The organism is uncultured Eudoraea sp. (genome assembly GCF_947258925.1).
Lineage (GTDB): Bacteria > Bacteroidota > Bacteroidia > Flavobacteriales > Flavobacteriaceae > Eudoraea.
In genome coordinates this window covers 1-15,947 of sequence record NZ_CAMYKG010000024.1, presented here as the reverse complement: position 1 = coordinate 15,947, position 15,947 = coordinate 1, and the positions used below count along the sequence as shown (strand labels likewise).

General features: G+C 37.9%; 12 protein-coding genes and 1 pseudogene. 10 read left to right on the top strand and 3 right to left on the bottom strand.

All coding sequences use genetic code 11. The features are described from left to right. Nucleotides 1–43: 43 nt before the first annotated feature. On the top strand, nt 44–895 hold the full coding sequence (locus Q0X77_RS09800; protein WP_297796676.1) for an N-acetylglucosamine kinase: 852 nt from the start codon (nt 44–46) through the stop codon (nt 893–895). On the opposite strand, the gene Q0X77_RS09795 is transcribed toward Q0X77_RS09800, so the two are convergent. Together Q0X77_RS09795 and Q0X77_RS09790 are read right to left on the bottom strand one after the other, a co-directional pair. Then, on the bottom strand, nt 888–1,268 hold the full coding sequence (locus Q0X77_RS09795) for a RidA family protein (RefSeq protein ID WP_297796673.1): 381 nt from the start codon (nt 1,266–1,268) through the stop codon (nt 888–890). The two genes, Q0X77_RS09800 and Q0X77_RS09795, sit on opposite strands and share 8 nt — an antisense overlap. A 79-nt stretch (nt 1,269–1,347) precedes the next feature. Next, nucleotides 1,348–4,005: a putative LPS assembly protein LptD gene (locus tag Q0X77_RS09790; RefSeq protein ID WP_297796670.1), complete on the bottom strand. Its 2,658-nt coding sequence runs from the start codon at nt 4,003–4,005 to the stop codon at nt 1,348–1,350. A 294-nt stretch (nt 4,006–4,299) separates the two neighbouring features. On the opposite strand from Q0X77_RS09790, the pseudogene Q0X77_RS09785 reads away from it, so the two are divergent. The 9 genes and pseudogenes from Q0X77_RS09785 to Q0X77_RS09745 all read left to right on the top strand — a co-directional run. Next, nucleotides 4,300–5,064: pseudogene (locus Q0X77_RS09785) on the top strand (N-acetylmuramoyl-L-alanine amidase); the annotation flags it as partial. Between the two features lie 766 nt (nt 5,065–5,830). After that, complete coding sequence (locus tag Q0X77_RS09780; protein ID WP_297796668.1) at nt 5,831–6,799, top strand: MlaD family protein; 969 nt, start codon at nt 5,831–5,833, stop codon at nt 6,797–6,799. After that, nucleotides 6,800–8,125, top strand: coding sequence for a (Fe-S)-binding protein (locus tag Q0X77_RS09775; protein WP_297796665.1), 1,326 nt, complete (start codon nt 6,800–6,802; stop codon nt 8,123–8,125). Nucleotides 8,126–8,145: 20 nt separating this feature from the next. Further along, nucleotides 8,146–8,937, top strand: coding sequence for a (Fe-S)-binding protein (locus Q0X77_RS09770; protein WP_297796662.1), 792 nt, complete (start codon nt 8,146–8,148; stop codon nt 8,935–8,937). Between the two features lie 54 nt (nt 8,938–8,991). Continuing rightward, nucleotides 8,992–9,474, top strand: coding sequence for an ABC transporter ATPase (locus Q0X77_RS09765; protein ID WP_297796660.1), 483 nt, complete (start codon nt 8,992–8,994; stop codon nt 9,472–9,474). Nucleotides 9,475–9,595: 121 nt separating this feature from the next. Continuing rightward, nucleotides 9,596–12,520, top strand: a complete 2,925-nt coding sequence (locus tag Q0X77_RS09760) for a glycoside hydrolase family 3 N-terminal domain-containing protein (RefSeq protein ID WP_297796658.1) — start codon at nt 9,596–9,598, stop codon at nt 12,518–12,520. A gap of 81 nt (nt 12,521–12,601) precedes the next feature. Beyond that, nucleotides 12,602–13,744 (top strand): N-acetyl-alpha-D-glucosaminyl L-malate synthase BshA, encoded by a 1,143-nt coding sequence (gene bshA, locus Q0X77_RS09755; protein WP_297796655.1) that lies wholly within the window; start codon nt 12,602–12,604, stop codon nt 13,742–13,744. A gap of 11 nt (nt 13,745–13,755) precedes the next feature. Further along, a complete protein-coding gene (locus Q0X77_RS09750; protein WP_297796653.1) occupies nt 13,756–14,217 on the top strand; it encodes a hypothetical protein in 462 nt (153 codons plus the stop codon). Between the two features lie 116 nt (nt 14,218–14,333). Next, nucleotides 14,334–15,587, top strand: a complete 1,254-nt coding sequence (locus tag Q0X77_RS09745) for an OmpA family protein (protein WP_297796650.1) — start codon at nt 14,334–14,336, stop codon at nt 15,585–15,587. A 36-nt stretch (nt 15,588–15,623) separates the two neighbouring features. Here Q0X77_RS09745 and Q0X77_RS09740 read toward each other — a convergent pair. Then, a partial coding sequence (locus Q0X77_RS09740) for a hypothetical protein (protein ID WP_297796647.1) occupies nt 15,624–15,947 on the bottom strand: 324 nt, incomplete at its 5' end.

Here is a 15,947-nt window from a genome sequence, read left to right as displayed (position 1 = left end):
GAAACTTTGCTTACTTTGAGGATTCTTTTTTAATGCCTGTATTATGATTCTAATAGTTGATAGTGGAGCAACAAAATCAGATTGGATTGCCTTGGACGATAAAGGTAACGAATTGTTTATGACACAGACTCTGGGATTAAGCCCGGAAGTCCTTACCAGAGAAGTTATAGAAGACAGGCTGGCCAATAATTTTGAGTTGTCTAAAAGTAAAGATAAAGTCACCCGACTCCATTTTTATGGTGCAGGATGTGGTACCGACAGGATGAAAAAATTCCTAAAGAATATTTTTAAATCCTTTTTTCCTAATGCGAAAGCTGAGGTAAAAGAGGATACTTTTGCCGCTATCTATTCTACGACTAAAATTGGGCACCAGGGCATTGTGTGTATTTTGGGAACGGGTTCAAATTGTAGTTATTATGACGGTCATCAATTGTTTCAAAAAGTCGTCTCTTTAGGTTATATTCCTATGGACGATGGTAGTGGTAATTTCTTTGGAAGGAAATTGATTCGTGACTACTATTTTCATAAAATGCCACAGGATCTTGGTATTAAGTTTGACAAAGAGTATGATCTAGACCCGGATGTGATTAAGGAAAACCTCTATAAGCAGCCAAACCCGAATACCTATTTGGCGACCTTTGCCAGATTCTTAATTGAGAATAAAGAACACCCTTATTGTAAGGGAGTTATCGACAAAGGTTTTCAGCAATTCATAAACAATTACGTCATGCAGTTTGAGCTGGCTACCAAGGTGCCTGTAAATTTTGTGGGTAGTATTGCCCATTTCCTAAAAGATGAATTAACAGCAGTTCTTGAAAGAAATGACCTTATTGTAGGTGTAATTCGTCAAAGGCCAATAGAAGGATTGGTAGAATTTCACAAAGAGACTATTTAACAGCAATCATCGAAATCTCAACATTTACAAATTTTGGAAGATTTGAGACTTCAACCGTTTCCCTGGCTGGTGCAGTTTCAGGACTAAAAAATGTGCCATATACTTCATTGATTTGCGAAAAACAATTCATATCCTTAACAAAGATTGTGGCTTTAACCACGTGTTCAAAAGACATATTCGCTGCTTCGAGTATAGAATTGAGATTTTCCATACATTGAAGTGTTTCTTTTTTTATATTGCCTTCAACGAGTTTACCACTTAATGGATTAAGAGGAATTTGACCGGAAATAAATAAAGTATTACCGACTAACACTGCCTGGTTATACGGACCAATAGGGGCTGGAGCTTTTGGGGTATTTATAATTTTTTTCATCCTTTTGAATTTAACTTTAGTTCAAACTACTTAAAAAATAGAGCAGTATTATCGAAAAATACTGCTATTATTCCCGAAATTACCTGGGCGGAGGCTGACTCCTGTTTTCAAATTTAAGATCTTTAAGAATAGAACTTTTTATGCCGATAAAGAAGTACCATCTTTCAAAATCACCAAACGGGGTCCAGTCAAAATTCAATTTAAAGCTTTTTAAGTCACGCCTAAAGCGGAGCTGCGTTACGGTGAATCCTTTTCTCACAAAATCATAACCGGAGGAAACACCTACGTCCCAACCGGGAGAAAGGGTAATATTTCCGGAAAACATTAAAGAGTTATTCGAGATTTGATTCTGTCTGTTACTATTGCTATACGTTACAGCGTATTGTAAACGAAGATCCCATTCTATTTTATTTTCATATATAGGATTCTCAATTTTGCTTTCGTCCCGGTCATCAAACCTGCTTTCATCAAAATTATTGGCCTTCCCAAATAGATCATCTGTCCTACCTCCACTGGCGGCGACATAAGCATCACCTTCCGTTGGATATTCCTCACGGTCTTTGGTGGGTTGAAAATCCTTACTGCTTAAGGAATAACTCACATTGGCCCTTGCCGAGGTAAGTCTAAACAAGCTTCCTCCATTATTTATGTTGAACGTATTTATACGTCTGCCGTTATTATCTATGGCATAAGGATCCAGATTAGCACCAAAATTTATGGACATCTTGTTGTTAATAATATTGGTTCCACCGGTTATAGCTAAAGGGCTTAAATTAAGCGAATCTGCCTCAAAATTGTATCCCGTAGACAAATTAAAACTATTTAGCCACATCACTTTTTTTGGTTCCAGTTTTGTGGAATCTTTGTCCCGTACCTTAGCCTCGAGGGTATTTGCAAGTGAAAAACTCAATGCGCTGGATTTACCGCTTCGCGGTGTTCCATAAAGCGTGTTTTGGAATCGGGTGTACTCAATGGTATCTCCGGTAATTCCATTTATATATTCATCATAATATTGATCAAAAGAAGGTGCCCAACCGTAACTTATGGAAGGTCTCATAATATGACGTATTGCCTGTATTTTTTTGTCTTCCCCACGATTAAATGTACCATAAACGGTCGTTCCAATGCTGCTGTTAAGACTATATTGATTAAAACGGTCAAACCCTTTAACGGTGTCAGTGACAACTTCCTGCAACTCTTCATCAAAACGTTGGTTATATGTTTCAAGGGTCCAAATGTCCTCATAATTACCACCGGCACTTACACTAAAATATTTGGCTACTTTAAAGTTTGTGCTCAAAGGTATCCTGTTACGAGCCCCAACCTGGGCGTTTTTGAACATATCTGAAGATCCAAAATCTTCACTGGTCGTTGTGATGCTGTTTCGGGCGTTAAGATCATATTGAAAATTTATATTCTGTAAAGCCCCCTTTTTTATACCATCTTTTTTTGCAAACGGAAAAATTCGTTCCAAACTGGCTTGTAGCGTTGGTAGGGTGAGATTTACAGCATCGGTATTTGTATTTTGGTTATGGGTGGCAGTAAGACTTAAATTTACAGATGGATAAGCCGGAAAAGTCCTGGAATAAGAAATTGATGAGGACAAATTATTAATCTGCGTGTTGGGTAAATTCTGTTGAAGTAAAGAATTTCTATAGTACTGGCTACTTCCCAGGTTCACGGAGGCTGACAACCTGGAATTTGGATTTGCTTTAGAATCCTGCGAATGTGAAATCTGAATATTGTAAATGGTACCCCTGCTGTAATCATCAAATCCCTTCTGACTGGTTACCTGGTTTTCATAGCGAAAATTTATACTACCCCGATATTTGTAACGCTTAGAGTAAACCGACTGCGTCCTGAATCCCCAGCTTCCATTAGTGTAGATATCCCCGGTTAAGGTGAGGTCTGCGTAATCAGTAATAGGTACGTAATATCCCAGGTTTTGCAAAAAATAACCCCTATCCGGATCATTTCCAAAAGTAGGCATCATAACCCCTGCTGTTCTACCCGATGTCAGAGGAAAATAGGCGAAAGGTAATGCTATTGGGGTGGGTACATCTGCAATATAAATATTGCTGAAGCCTGCAATAACCTTTTTTTTAGGAACAAATTTGGCTTTTCGGACCCTTATATAATAATCCGGGTTTATGGTATCGTTGGAAGTAGTTAGTTTTCCTTCACTTAAGAAGTAAACAGAATCATTCTCCTTTTTGGTAACAGAAGCATATACCTTCATAGCGTCAGAACCAAGTTGTCCTAAGCCTGCTTGCTGTTCCGTCCTGGAATTAAAAATCAGGGCTTTTTCGGAGTCAAAATTAAATCGAATGGAATCGGGAATTACTACATTATCTCCCTGTTTGAAATATGGTATTTGCGAATAATTACCCAAAGAATCTTTCATTCTTCCGGCATATACTTCATTTTTAACATAATCCATGATGATTATACCGGCCTTTAATTCTATGTCCTCGTAATAAATTTCAGCTTCATTATACAAGTAAATCTTTTGGTCTTTCTGACTTAATTTAACATAATCCTTTGCCTTATATTTAATTTTATCAGTTAAAATACTCGTTTTTGGACGAATCGAATCTGTTGCAACGGAATCTGTTAAAACGGTATCTGTTACTGCCGGAGCAGGCATTAGAGGTGCAGTAATGGTATCTCCTACCGCTTTAATAGGTAAAGGCCTCACAAGGTCTTCCTGAGCAGAGAGGGAGATAATGCCCGTCATTAGCAGCAATAAGAAAAGTAGAGAATGTTTATTTGATTGCAAAGCGATAAATCCTATTTTTGTAACGGTAAGGCTTCGTTTTTGGTAGTCAAACTTACATATATTTTTTGGTCTGTTTGTAGCACATTACAATAAATTTAACCTCTGTAAATGCTTAGAAATCCATTAGTCAAATGAAATTAGATATTTGTATTTTTGTTTTGGAATAGGAATAATTTCTGAAGTGTTTTACCTTCGGATAAGATTTAATGATGAATTTTGTTTCACTTTCTTTAAAAGCTAATAACAATATAAATGAAGTTTAATAAGTTTTTTCTCTTACCACTGGCATCAGTTTTTTTATTACTCTGTTCATTTGATGTAGATAATACAAACCCTCAAAGTGATCCATTTATAGTGGTTTTGGATGCAGGCCACGGAGGACATGACCCGGGTAATTTGGGTAATGGATATATGGAAAAAAATATAGCATTAAGCATTGTATTGAATGTGGGCAGAAGGCTATCCGCCAATCCTGAAATAAAGGTTATTTATACAAGAAAAGACGATTCTTTTGTGGATCTGTTTGTGAGGGGTGAAATTGCCAATAAGGCCAATGCAGACCTTTTTGTATCCGTTCATTGTGATTCGCACACTTCTGATGCCAATGGCGCCGGAACTTTCGTACTTGGCTTGCACGCGAATAAGCAGAATTTTGAAATCGCAAAAAAGGAGAACTCGGTGATATATCTGGAGGACAATTATGAATCACGTTATGCAGCCTATGATATTAATTCTCCGGAGTCTGTAATTGGTCTGACCATAATGCAGGAAGAATTTTTGGATCAGAGCATTATGCTTGCTAAGATGATGCAGGACAATTTTTCAAATCATTTGAGTAGAAACGACAGAAAGGTTAAGCAGGCAGGTTTTATTGTACTTCACCAGACATTTATGCCTAGTGTTCTCATTGAAACCGGTTTTCTGACCAATAAATCGGAAGGGTTGTACCTCAACTCTAAAAAAGGCCAGGAAGAAATGGGCAAGGCTATTGCCGATGCTATCGTAAATTATAAAAATAATACCAGGATAAATTTGGAGGATGCCACTTCTTCCAGAGAGGTCACGACCACAAAGCCTGAAGAGGCTGCTACTACGTCAAAAGAAATTACAACGACAGCGACCGAGGATGTCGCCGCTGAGGCTGTTACCGCATCTCAGTCTGTAGATAAAGCTGAAGCTGAAATAAGTAAGGAAGCAACACAGAAAGAACTTAAAGAAGCAATTATTGTAGCATCAAGCGATACGAATAAAACTGAACAACCAAAGGCAGTAGTTGAGGAGCCTGCCAAAAGCCCGGAAATGAAGGAGGAGCTATTGAAAGAGGAGATTCCACCAGTAAAAAAAGAAGTGGCTCAGGAAGAGGTCACAGAGAGAAAGGTTTCATTAACTGAGGAGCCAGAAGCGACACCAGCCGTTGAAAAGAAAAAAGAAGAATACAAGAAAGAAGATATAGTTTCAGATTCACAAATAATATTTAAAGTGCAATTACTGGCCAGTTCCAGAGTTTTACCTCTGTTACCGGAAGAATTTAATGGATTGAGTTCTCTTTCAACAGAACGGTATAAGAACCTGGTCCGTTATATGTACGGAAAAACGAATTCCTATTCTCAGGCACAACTATATAAGGCAAATGCGGATGCTAAAGGTTATTCAACTTCCTATATTGTAGCCTACAAAGAGGGTAAAAGAATTCCTTTATCGGAAGCCTTAAAATACGTCTCGGAATAATGGGAGGTCTTCTTAAAATTATTTCTAATTTTGTTTGTAATCTAAATTTATTCGTTTGAAGCTATCCAGAGAAATTAAAACGGGAATCATCGTAATTGGAGGTATTTTGCTGTTTATAATGGGCTTCAGTTTTCTAAAAGCGACCCCGATTTTTAATAATAGCCGGACATTTTACGCAGTTTATAAGCACGTTGGTGGCTTGCAACCTGGAACCCAGGTGTCTATAAATGGTTTCAATGTAGGAAATGTGAATAATATTAGTTTTAGAAACGGTAGTGGTAACCTGCTGGTCACTTTTTCTGTCGATAGTGATTTTGAATTTTCCGAAAATAGTACCGCGGAGCTTTATGATACAGGTATTATCGGGGGTAAAGGAATACAAATAAACCCGGTGTTTGACGGGGCGCCCATGGCCCAATCCGGGGATACCTTAAGATCGAATATAAAGCCTGGGTTGACAGATTTGTTACAACAAAAATTAGCTCCTCTGCAGTCCAAAATTGAAGGAGCAGTATCTAATGCCGACTCCTTGCTATTAAATTTTAATGATGTTTTGGATGAGGACACAAAAAGAAACTTACGCGAGAGCATAAAAGGTCTCAATGTTACGGTAGGCAGTTTTCAATCCAGTGCAGCTACTCTAAACTCATTATTAACCGATAATAAGAGTAAACTGGATAGTTCCATAACCAATATTAATACCATAACAACTAACTTTTCTATACTTTCTGATTCTATAGCGCAAGTGGGACTTGCCAACACTATTAGAAGTTTGGAGTCTACCTTAAATAGTCTGGACAGTATGCTGGCTAAAATTGAAAAGGGAGAAGGTACGCTTGGTAAGTTGGTAAATAATGAGGAGTTATATAACAACCTATCCGAGGCCTCCAAAGAATTGGACCTCCTTCTTCAGGATTTTCGTTTAAATCCTAAGCGCTATGTGAATGTTTCGGTATTTGGTAAAAAACAAAAGGATTATGAGGTTCCTGAAGATGATCCTGCGACTAAAAAACCTGAAGAATAAATGCAATATCTACCAAATTTAATATTCCTTCTTATCCTAATTTTGGGGATTGGCTTTTTTACAAGAAATGTTAAGAAACTAAGCAGGAATATAAATCTGGGCAGAGGAGATATGCCTTCAGACAATAAGCCACAGCGCTGGAAGAATATGGCTCGGATAGCCCTGGGTCAAACCAAAATGGTGGTTCGTCCTATAGCCGGTCTATTGCATGTAATCGTTTATCTGGGCTTTATTATTATTAATATTGAAGTCCTGGAGATAATTATAGATGGTGTCCTTGGAACACATCGGGTTTTTGCACCCCTTGGAACAGTCTATAATATCCTTATTGCGTCCTTTGAAGTGCTTGCCCTTTTGGTTATACTAGCCGTAATTATCTTCTGGTTACGAAGAAATTTCATAAGGATAAAACGTTTCATAAAGCCGGAAATGAAGGGATGGCCAAAAATGGATGCCAACCTCATTTTATACATTGAGTTAGTATTAATGGTATTATTTCTTACCATGAATGCTGCGGATTATCAGCTTCAACTTCTAGATACACCTCATTATACTAAAGCCGGGCTTTTCCCCGTGAGTCAATTTATGGGCTCAATTTTCGATGGAATGTCTGTAAGTACGATTACCTTGATAGAGCGGGTTGCCTGGTGGATGCACATAGTAGGGATATTGGCCTTTTTGAATTATTTGTATTATTCAAAGCATCTGCACATATTGCTGGCCTTTCCAAATACCTATTATGGTAATCTGGCTACTCCTGGTCAATTTGCCAATCTTGAAGCGGTAACAAAGGAGGTTAGACTGATGATGGATCCTAAAGCCGATCCGTATGCCGTCCCTGCAGGGGATGCACCCCCTCCTGATAAATTTGGAGCATCAGATGTTATGGATCTTACCAAAGTACAGCTGTTGAATGCATATACATGCACAGAATGTGGAAGATGCACCAGCGTATGTCCGGCAAATCTTACGGGCAAGCAACTTTCTCCCAGGAAAATAATGATGGATACGCGCGACAGGCTGGAGGAAGTTGGCAGGAATATGGATAAAAACAAGGGAGAGTTTGTACAAGATGATCATCAATTATTAAATAATTTTATACAACCAGAAGAATTATGGGCTTGTACTTCCTGCAATGCATGTGTAGAAGCTTGTCCTGTTAGCATAGACCCATTATCCATTATTATTAGCATGCGTCAGTACCTTGTCATGGAACAATCAGCCGCTCCAAGTGAGCTCAATGTGATGATGGGAAATATTGAAAATAATGGGGCACCCTGGCCATTTAATCAAATGGATAGACTTAATTGGGTTGATGAAGCATAATAAGTGTAACACAACAGCATATGAATGAGGAGTTGAAAGTACCAACTATGGCAGAATTGTTTGCTGCCGGTAAGGAACCGGAAGTATTATTTTGGGTGGGTTGCGCCGGTAGTTTTGATGATCGTGCTAAGAGAATCACAAAGGCATTGGTTAAAATACTCCATAAGGCCCGGGTAAGTTTTGCTGTTCTTGGAACCGAAGAGAGCTGTACCGGTGATCCTGCAAAAAGGGCGGGAAATGAGTTTTTATTCCAAATGCAGGCAGTTACGAATATCGAAGTAATGAATGCCTATGGAATTAAAAGTATTGTTACTGCTTGTCCTCATTGCTTTAATACAATTAAAAATGAATACCCCGGACTTGGCGGCAATTATCAGGTTATGCACCATACCCAGTTTATAAATAAATTGTTAGAGGATGGAAGAATTACTATGGAAGGGGGTAGGTATAAAGGGAAAAAAATCACCTTCCATGATCCCTGTTATCTGGGCAGGGCCAACAATGTTTATGAGGCACCAAGAAAGATCATAGAGAAATTGGACGCTCATTTGGTAGAAATGAAGAATTGTAGAAAAAAAGGTCTTTGTTGTGGGGCAGGAGGGGCTCAAATGTTTAAAGAGCCCGAAAAAGGGGATAAGGATGTAAACATTGAGCGTACAGAGCAGGCCCTGGAGACCAAGGCAGATATTATTGCAGCCGGATGTCCGTTTTGTAATACAATGATGACTGATGGAATAAAAAATAAGGAAAAAGAAGCTTCTGTTAAGGTAATGGATATTGCGGAGTTGATAGCTAACGCCAATGATCTTTAAGAGATAAATGCAGCCTTTTAGAAGTTAGAATTACAAAAAAATGAAAAAGAAATAATGCTGGTAAATTTTGAAACATTACCTGATACTGCAAGAGTTTGGATATATCAGGCCAACAGAAGTCTCTCAGAACAGGAACTTGAAGAAATATCCAAAGCTTTCGATGCATTTATTACCGAATGGACTGCTCACGGAGATGACCTAAAAGCGGGATATGAAATTAAATACAAACGATTCATTATAATTGGCTTGGATCAGGACTTTAACGCTGCTTCAGGCTGTTCTATTGATTCATCGGTACATTTTATCCAACAGTTGGAAAAGGCTTATGACATAGATTTAATGGATAAAATGAATGTATCGTACAAACAAGGCACATATATTGCATATAAACCCTTGTTAGATTTTAAAAAAATGGCTAAAAATAAATCAGTTTCCAAAAACACCATTGTTTTTAATAATTTGGTTACGAATAAATATGAATATATGAATCACTGGGAGGTGCCGGCATCAGAAAGTTGGCATAGCCGTTTTCTATAGAATTGTATTTAGCCTGCCTGGACTCCTGTTAAGGAGTTCTAACACCCCAATACAGCAGCATTAATCGATGAAAGACAATAATAATTTATGATTTTAAGTTAGTACCTTGAATATGAATTTTATGGGGAGACACCTACTTTCTTTTCTTTTATTTTCTTTTTTACTCGTTGCGAGGGGCCAATATGCACCTTTAGTAACTTCAGACACCTTATCTCAGATTGAATGGGTGAACGACCAGTATAGTGTCATGTCTTTGGATGAAAAGATTAGTCAATTATTTATGGTAATGGCGGCTTCGGGCAATGACAAAGCAGGAATTGAAATAACAAAAGGATTAGTTAAAGAACATAAAATTGGGGGCTTAATTTTCTCAAGAGGAGGGCCTTTGCAGCAGGCTAAACTTACGAATGAATACCAATCTTTAGCTAAAACACCCCTTCTTATTGGAATGGATGCTGAATGGGGATTGGCGATGAGACTGGATTCAACTTATGCCTTCCCATGGAACATGACTTTGGGGGCTATCGCCGATACTGCAGTTGTTTCAAAAGTAGGGTATCAAATCGGGAAACATGCGAGTAGAATTGGGGTTCATATAAATTTTGCTCCGGATATTGACATTAATATAGATCCGAGAAACCCTATTATTGGGAACAGATCTTTTGGCGAGGATAGAGAGAATGTTGCCTTAAAAGGCATTGCTTTTATGAAAGGAATGGAAAGTGCAGGAGTGCTTTCAAGCGGGAAACATTTCCCTGGTCATGGAGATACTTTTGTAGATTCACATAAATCCTTGCCTACTTTAGATTTTACGCGGCAACGATTAGACAGTATTGAATTATACCCCTTTAAAAAGCTTATAAAAGAGGGGCTTAGCAGCGTAATGGTTGCGCATTTAAACGTACCGGATTTGGAACCCGAAAATGGGCGCCCTTCATCCTTGTCTAAAAAGATTATCACCAATTTACTTAAAAATGAATTGAAATTTGAAGGACTGGTATTTACCGATGCACTTAATATGAAAGGAGTCTCGAACTTCGCAAGTAATGGTATAACAGAGTTAGAAGCCTTTTTAGCGGGTAATGATATTTTGCTTATGCCGAAAGATTTTAAAAAATGTAAGGATACCTTTATTAAGGCCTATCAGAATGGACTGATAACGGATCGACGCTTGGCATACTCCGTGAAAAAGATATTAATGGCCAAATATAAGGTAGGCCTGCATGAATACAGACCGGTAGATACTAACAATCTTCTGGAAGACCTTAATAGTCCTGAAAATGATGTCATCTATGAGGAAGCTATAGAAAATGCTATTACGGTTGTCAGCGATAAATTAAACCTTATTGGGATCAAAAAACTTGAAAACAAGAAAATTGCATATGTAAAATTTGGTGATGGAGTGAATTCAACTTTTTTGGAGACATTAAAAAAATATGCAAAAGTAACTCAGGTAAATGGCAAAGATATTGCGACTTTAAAGAAGAAACTATTTGATTATAACCTCATTATTATCGGGCTTCATAAGAATAATGATAGTCCATGGAAACCTTATAAATTTTCTCAAAAAGAACTTTTTTGGCTTCAGGAAATATCCAGGCAGCGGACTTCTAATGTTTTATTAACTGTTTTCGCGAAGCCCTATGCGCTATTGGATGTTGTTTCTTATCAATATGTTGACGGAGTAGTTATGGCTTATCAGAACAGCAGGCTTGCGCAACAGAAAGCGGCAGAAGTACTGTTTGGGGCTGTTTCCGCTAAAGGAGTATTACCTGTTTCAGTAAGTTCCGAATTCCCTGTAAACACTTCTGTTAAAACCAAGGCACTAATGCGTTTAGGCTATAGTCAGCCCGAAAGGGTAGGAATGAGTTCCTCAAAGCTTGCGGTGGTCGATAAATTGGTTCAAAATGGCATAGACTCATTAATGTTCCCGGGGGCACAGGTTCTGATTGCAAGACGGGGCAAAGTTATTTATAATAAAGCTTTTGGAAAGCCAACATATAAATCTGAGGACTCACTTACAACAAATCACCTCTACGATCTTGCATCACTTACGAAAATACTCTCCACGCTTCCGGCAGTTATGAAGATGGAAGAGGATGGTAAAATAGCCCTGAATGATACTTTTCAGGATTTAATACCGGAATATGCAGATACGGAACTTAAAGACGTTTCGGTTCTTAAAGCTTTAAGCCATTATGGCCGGTTACCATCATGGATTGCATTCTACCTTGCGACTTTGAATGAAAAAAGAAGACCCTCACCAGAATTTTATAGAAATAACCCATCAGACGAATTCTCTATAAAAATTACGGACGGTTTGTATTTAACAGACTCCTATAAGGATTCAATTTACAATAGGATAGGAAGGCAAAGTCTTAAATCCAATAGGTACCGCTACAGTGATGTTCCTTATTATGTGTTCAAGAAATATATTGAGGATACCTATAATTCCGGTTTGGACAGATTGATTGATAATTACCTTTTTAAACCTTTGGGAGCAAATTACACTTCTTATAATCCATTGGACAAATTTTCAATTAACACTATCGTACCTTCAGAGGTGGATACGTATTATAGGTATAAAGTCGTCCATGGATATGTACATGACATGGGAGCCGCAATGCAAGGTGGAGTAGGGGGGCATGCAGGGTTGTTCAGTAATGCCAATGATGTTGCTAAAATAATGCAAATGTATCTTCAGGGAGGTTATTATGGTGGGGATCGATTCTTAAATGCACGTACTATAGAAAAATTTAATAAGTGCTATTTCTGTGATAAAAAGGTACGCAGGGGTGTGGGGTTCGATAAACCACAACTGGAAGCGAAAGGACCGACATGTGGATGTGTATCAAGAAAGAGTTTCGGGCACAGTGGTTTTACAGGTACTTTTACCTGGGCAGACCCGGAAGAGGAGATTGTTTATGTTTTCTTGTCGAACCGAACTTACCCTTCTTCTACAAATAGACTTCTTGTAAAATCAGAATTGAGGTCGAGGATTCAAAAAGCAATTTATGATTCTCTTATCAATGAGGCAGAGAATTAAATCTTAGATTTGTACCAAAGTAATACCGCTTCTTTTAGTATTTTTAAAGGAATCAGTGATTGCCTTAAAACAATTAAATAGATGAAAATAGCTATAGTTTGCTATCCCACCTTTGGAGGTAGTGGTGTTGTTGCAACGGAATTGGGAATAGCTTTGGCCAATAGGGGGCATGAGATTCATTTTATCACATACCGGCAACCGGTTCGATTGGAATTGTTAAGCAGCAGAATTCATTTTCACGAGGTACATGTACCGGAGTACCCTTTATTCCATTACCAGCCCTATGAATTGGCACTTTCGAGTAAACTTGTTGATACTATAAAGTTATATGGAATTGAATTACTTCATGTGCACTATGCAATACCCCATGCTTATGCGGGGTATATGGCAAAGAAAATACTGGAAGAGGACGGGATTTATATTCCTATGATCACCACTTTACATGGTACGGACATCACTCTGGTGGGGAATCATCCTTTTTACAAACCTGCAGTAAACTTCAGCATTAATAAGAGCGACGTAGTAACGTCAGTATCAGCAGATTTAAAGCAAAAAACGATAGATTTTTTCGATGTTAAAAAGGAAATAGAAGTAATCCCCAACTTTATAGATAAAACAAAATACAGTTTAGAATTTACGGATTGCCAGCGAACTCTTATGGCGGATGAAGATGAAAAGATAATTACACATATAAGTAACTTTAGAAAAGTAAAACATATTCCGGATGTAATTCACGTTTTCAATGGTATTCAAAAGCAATTGGCCGCAAAACTGATTATGGTAGGTGAAGGCCCTGAAAAGGAGCATGCCGAGTTTTTATGTGAACAACTAGGCATTACGGATAAGGTTGTATTTCTGGGGAACAGTAATGAAATAGACAGAATCTTGTGCTTCTCAGATTTGTTTTTATTGCCATCTAAATCGGAAAGTTTTGGTTTAGCTGCTCTGGAGGCAATGATCAACAGGACTCCAGTAATATCCAGCAATACCGGGGGTATCCCTGAAGTTAACATACACGGTGTAACCGGTTATTTGAGTGATGTTAATGACGTGGATGATATGGTTAAAAATGCCCTTAAAATTCTCGGTGATGATTCTGTACTAGCTGAGTTTAAAGAAAATGCGTACGAAGTGGCCCTAAATTTTGATATTAAAAACGTATTACCACTGTATGAGGCATTGTATGAGAAGGCTTATAAGGCTCATTACAATAATACCTATTAAAGCAATTTCTCATGAGAATTCTTATTTTGGGACTATTAATGTTAACGGGAACTTGCGGAAGCCAAAAGGATAAGAATAATGACACCAAATATCAGGCTTCGGCAGAAAACCCATTAATGCTTGTGCTAAGCGATAATTATGGTGGTACGGAAACAGAACAGTTAATGGTTATACGTGATACTAAGACTTTAAAAAGCTTCTTTACCAAGGTAAATATGACCAGAAAGCCTGGACTTTCTGTTCCGGAAATAGATTTTAATAAAGAAATGGTCGTTATCTATTGCAACGGAAAAACGACCGATATCAATACTCCGGAACTAAATAGGGTAGAAGATAATGATAATAAAATGGTCTTTTCACGAGTTACTGATTCTAATCAAAAAAAAGATGTTTCTACTGCGGTTTTAATGCCCTTTCATCTATATAAAATGCCACTTATCGAAAAGGAAATTATCCTTGATAGTAATAAGTAATTTTCCATAATAATAATAGGTTTCATAACGAATAAAATTGCACATCAACTTACTTTGTAGGAATCGTATGTAATGGATAGTAATTTTGTAGTGTAATACTCCTAAATCATTACATTATGAAATCCTACGTAATAAGCGCCATTGCTATTCTTCTCATTGGAACAACTTCATTTTACGCACAGGAAGAAATTCAATCAACAGAACCCGATTCGCTATCCATGGATCAACAGGAGGAGCTACAGTTGACTGCAAAAGACAGTATGGTGGTAAGTTCATGGATGGTAGGTTTAGGCTGGAATTTTATTAATGATTCGGGAAACAGGTTAAACAATATCACAACGACTAAAAATATGTATAATGCTGTTGCTTTTCCTTCCAGAATTAATATAGGCCGTTATTTCAGAAGTGGTATAGGGTTGGAAGCTATTGTCACTTATAACAAATACAAAGAAGGCAATATCATAGATGGTGTTGTCAACCCTGAGGATAAGGACTATTTTGGTTTTGATACCAGGTTTAGTTACGATTTAAACAAAATATTTGGTCAGACAGGCTGGTTTGACCCTTATGTGGGTGTTGGGGCAGGCTATACGTACGCCAATGATCTTTCGAGGGGAACTTACAATGCAGTTATCGGCTTTAGAACCTGGTTTTCGGATAGGTGGGGACTCGATTTCAATTCAACAGGGAAATGGTCCTTTGGTAATGAGGCTTCTAATCATCTGCAACACGCTGTAGGTGTTGTTTATCAATTTAAGATAGAAAAGGAGCTGACAAAAAAAGGTCGGGAAAAACTGGCTTTAATTGAGGCCATGGACGCAGAGGCAAAACGTGTAAACGATTCATTAAATGCGGCATTGGAAGCCGAGGCTGCCGCTGCAGCCCTTGCAGAAAGACTGGCGAGAGAAAAAGAGGAGGCAAGGCTTGCGGCTGAAAAGAGTGCCAATCAGGAAGCAATAGCCCTGCAGAAGCAGAAAATGGATGAGTTAGGCAACCTGAATAAAGTATATTTTAGGTTTGATTCTTCTTATCTGGTTAGTTCAGACCATGCAAAACTGGACGAACTAGTGGCATTTATGAACAAGTACCCGGATGTCATAATTGAAGTCAAAGGAAATGCCGACGCCAGGGGAGAGGCCAAGTATAATCAATGGCTATCTCAGCGCAGGGCAGATAGGACTGTTAAGTATGTGGTCGCTTCGGGAATCAGCAGTGATCGAATTTACGGTAAAGGCTACGGTGAGACTCAGATTTCTAATGGGTGTACTGACGGAGTTCGCTGTACCTCAGAGGAGCATAGAATAAACAGAATAACAGACTACGAAATGGTGGAAGAAGTAATGGGAAATGTGGTTAGCTTGAATAAATAATGAGGGCTGACTCTATGAAATCAGTAGCCCAAGAATTTAATCATTATAAAAAGTTACTTTAGAAGTATTCAGTTTTCCTTTCACCAAATACGTTTTATCTTTTTCTATTTCTAAAGTTACAATATTGGAAATATGTTCCGAAGAAGTATACAAAAAATCGCATACGGATTGTTTCAAAAAAGAAAAGGAATTCTTTCTGAAATCAACCTCTTCTAGCTTGTCATACCACTGTAAATCCGCTACTTTTTCAAAGGTGTATTTTGATTTATGATCTGATTCATTTAGTTTTTCATCAACTTTTACTTTCTTTTTAAATCTTGCTTTAACTTCTCTATATAACAAATGAACATTTTTGGATTT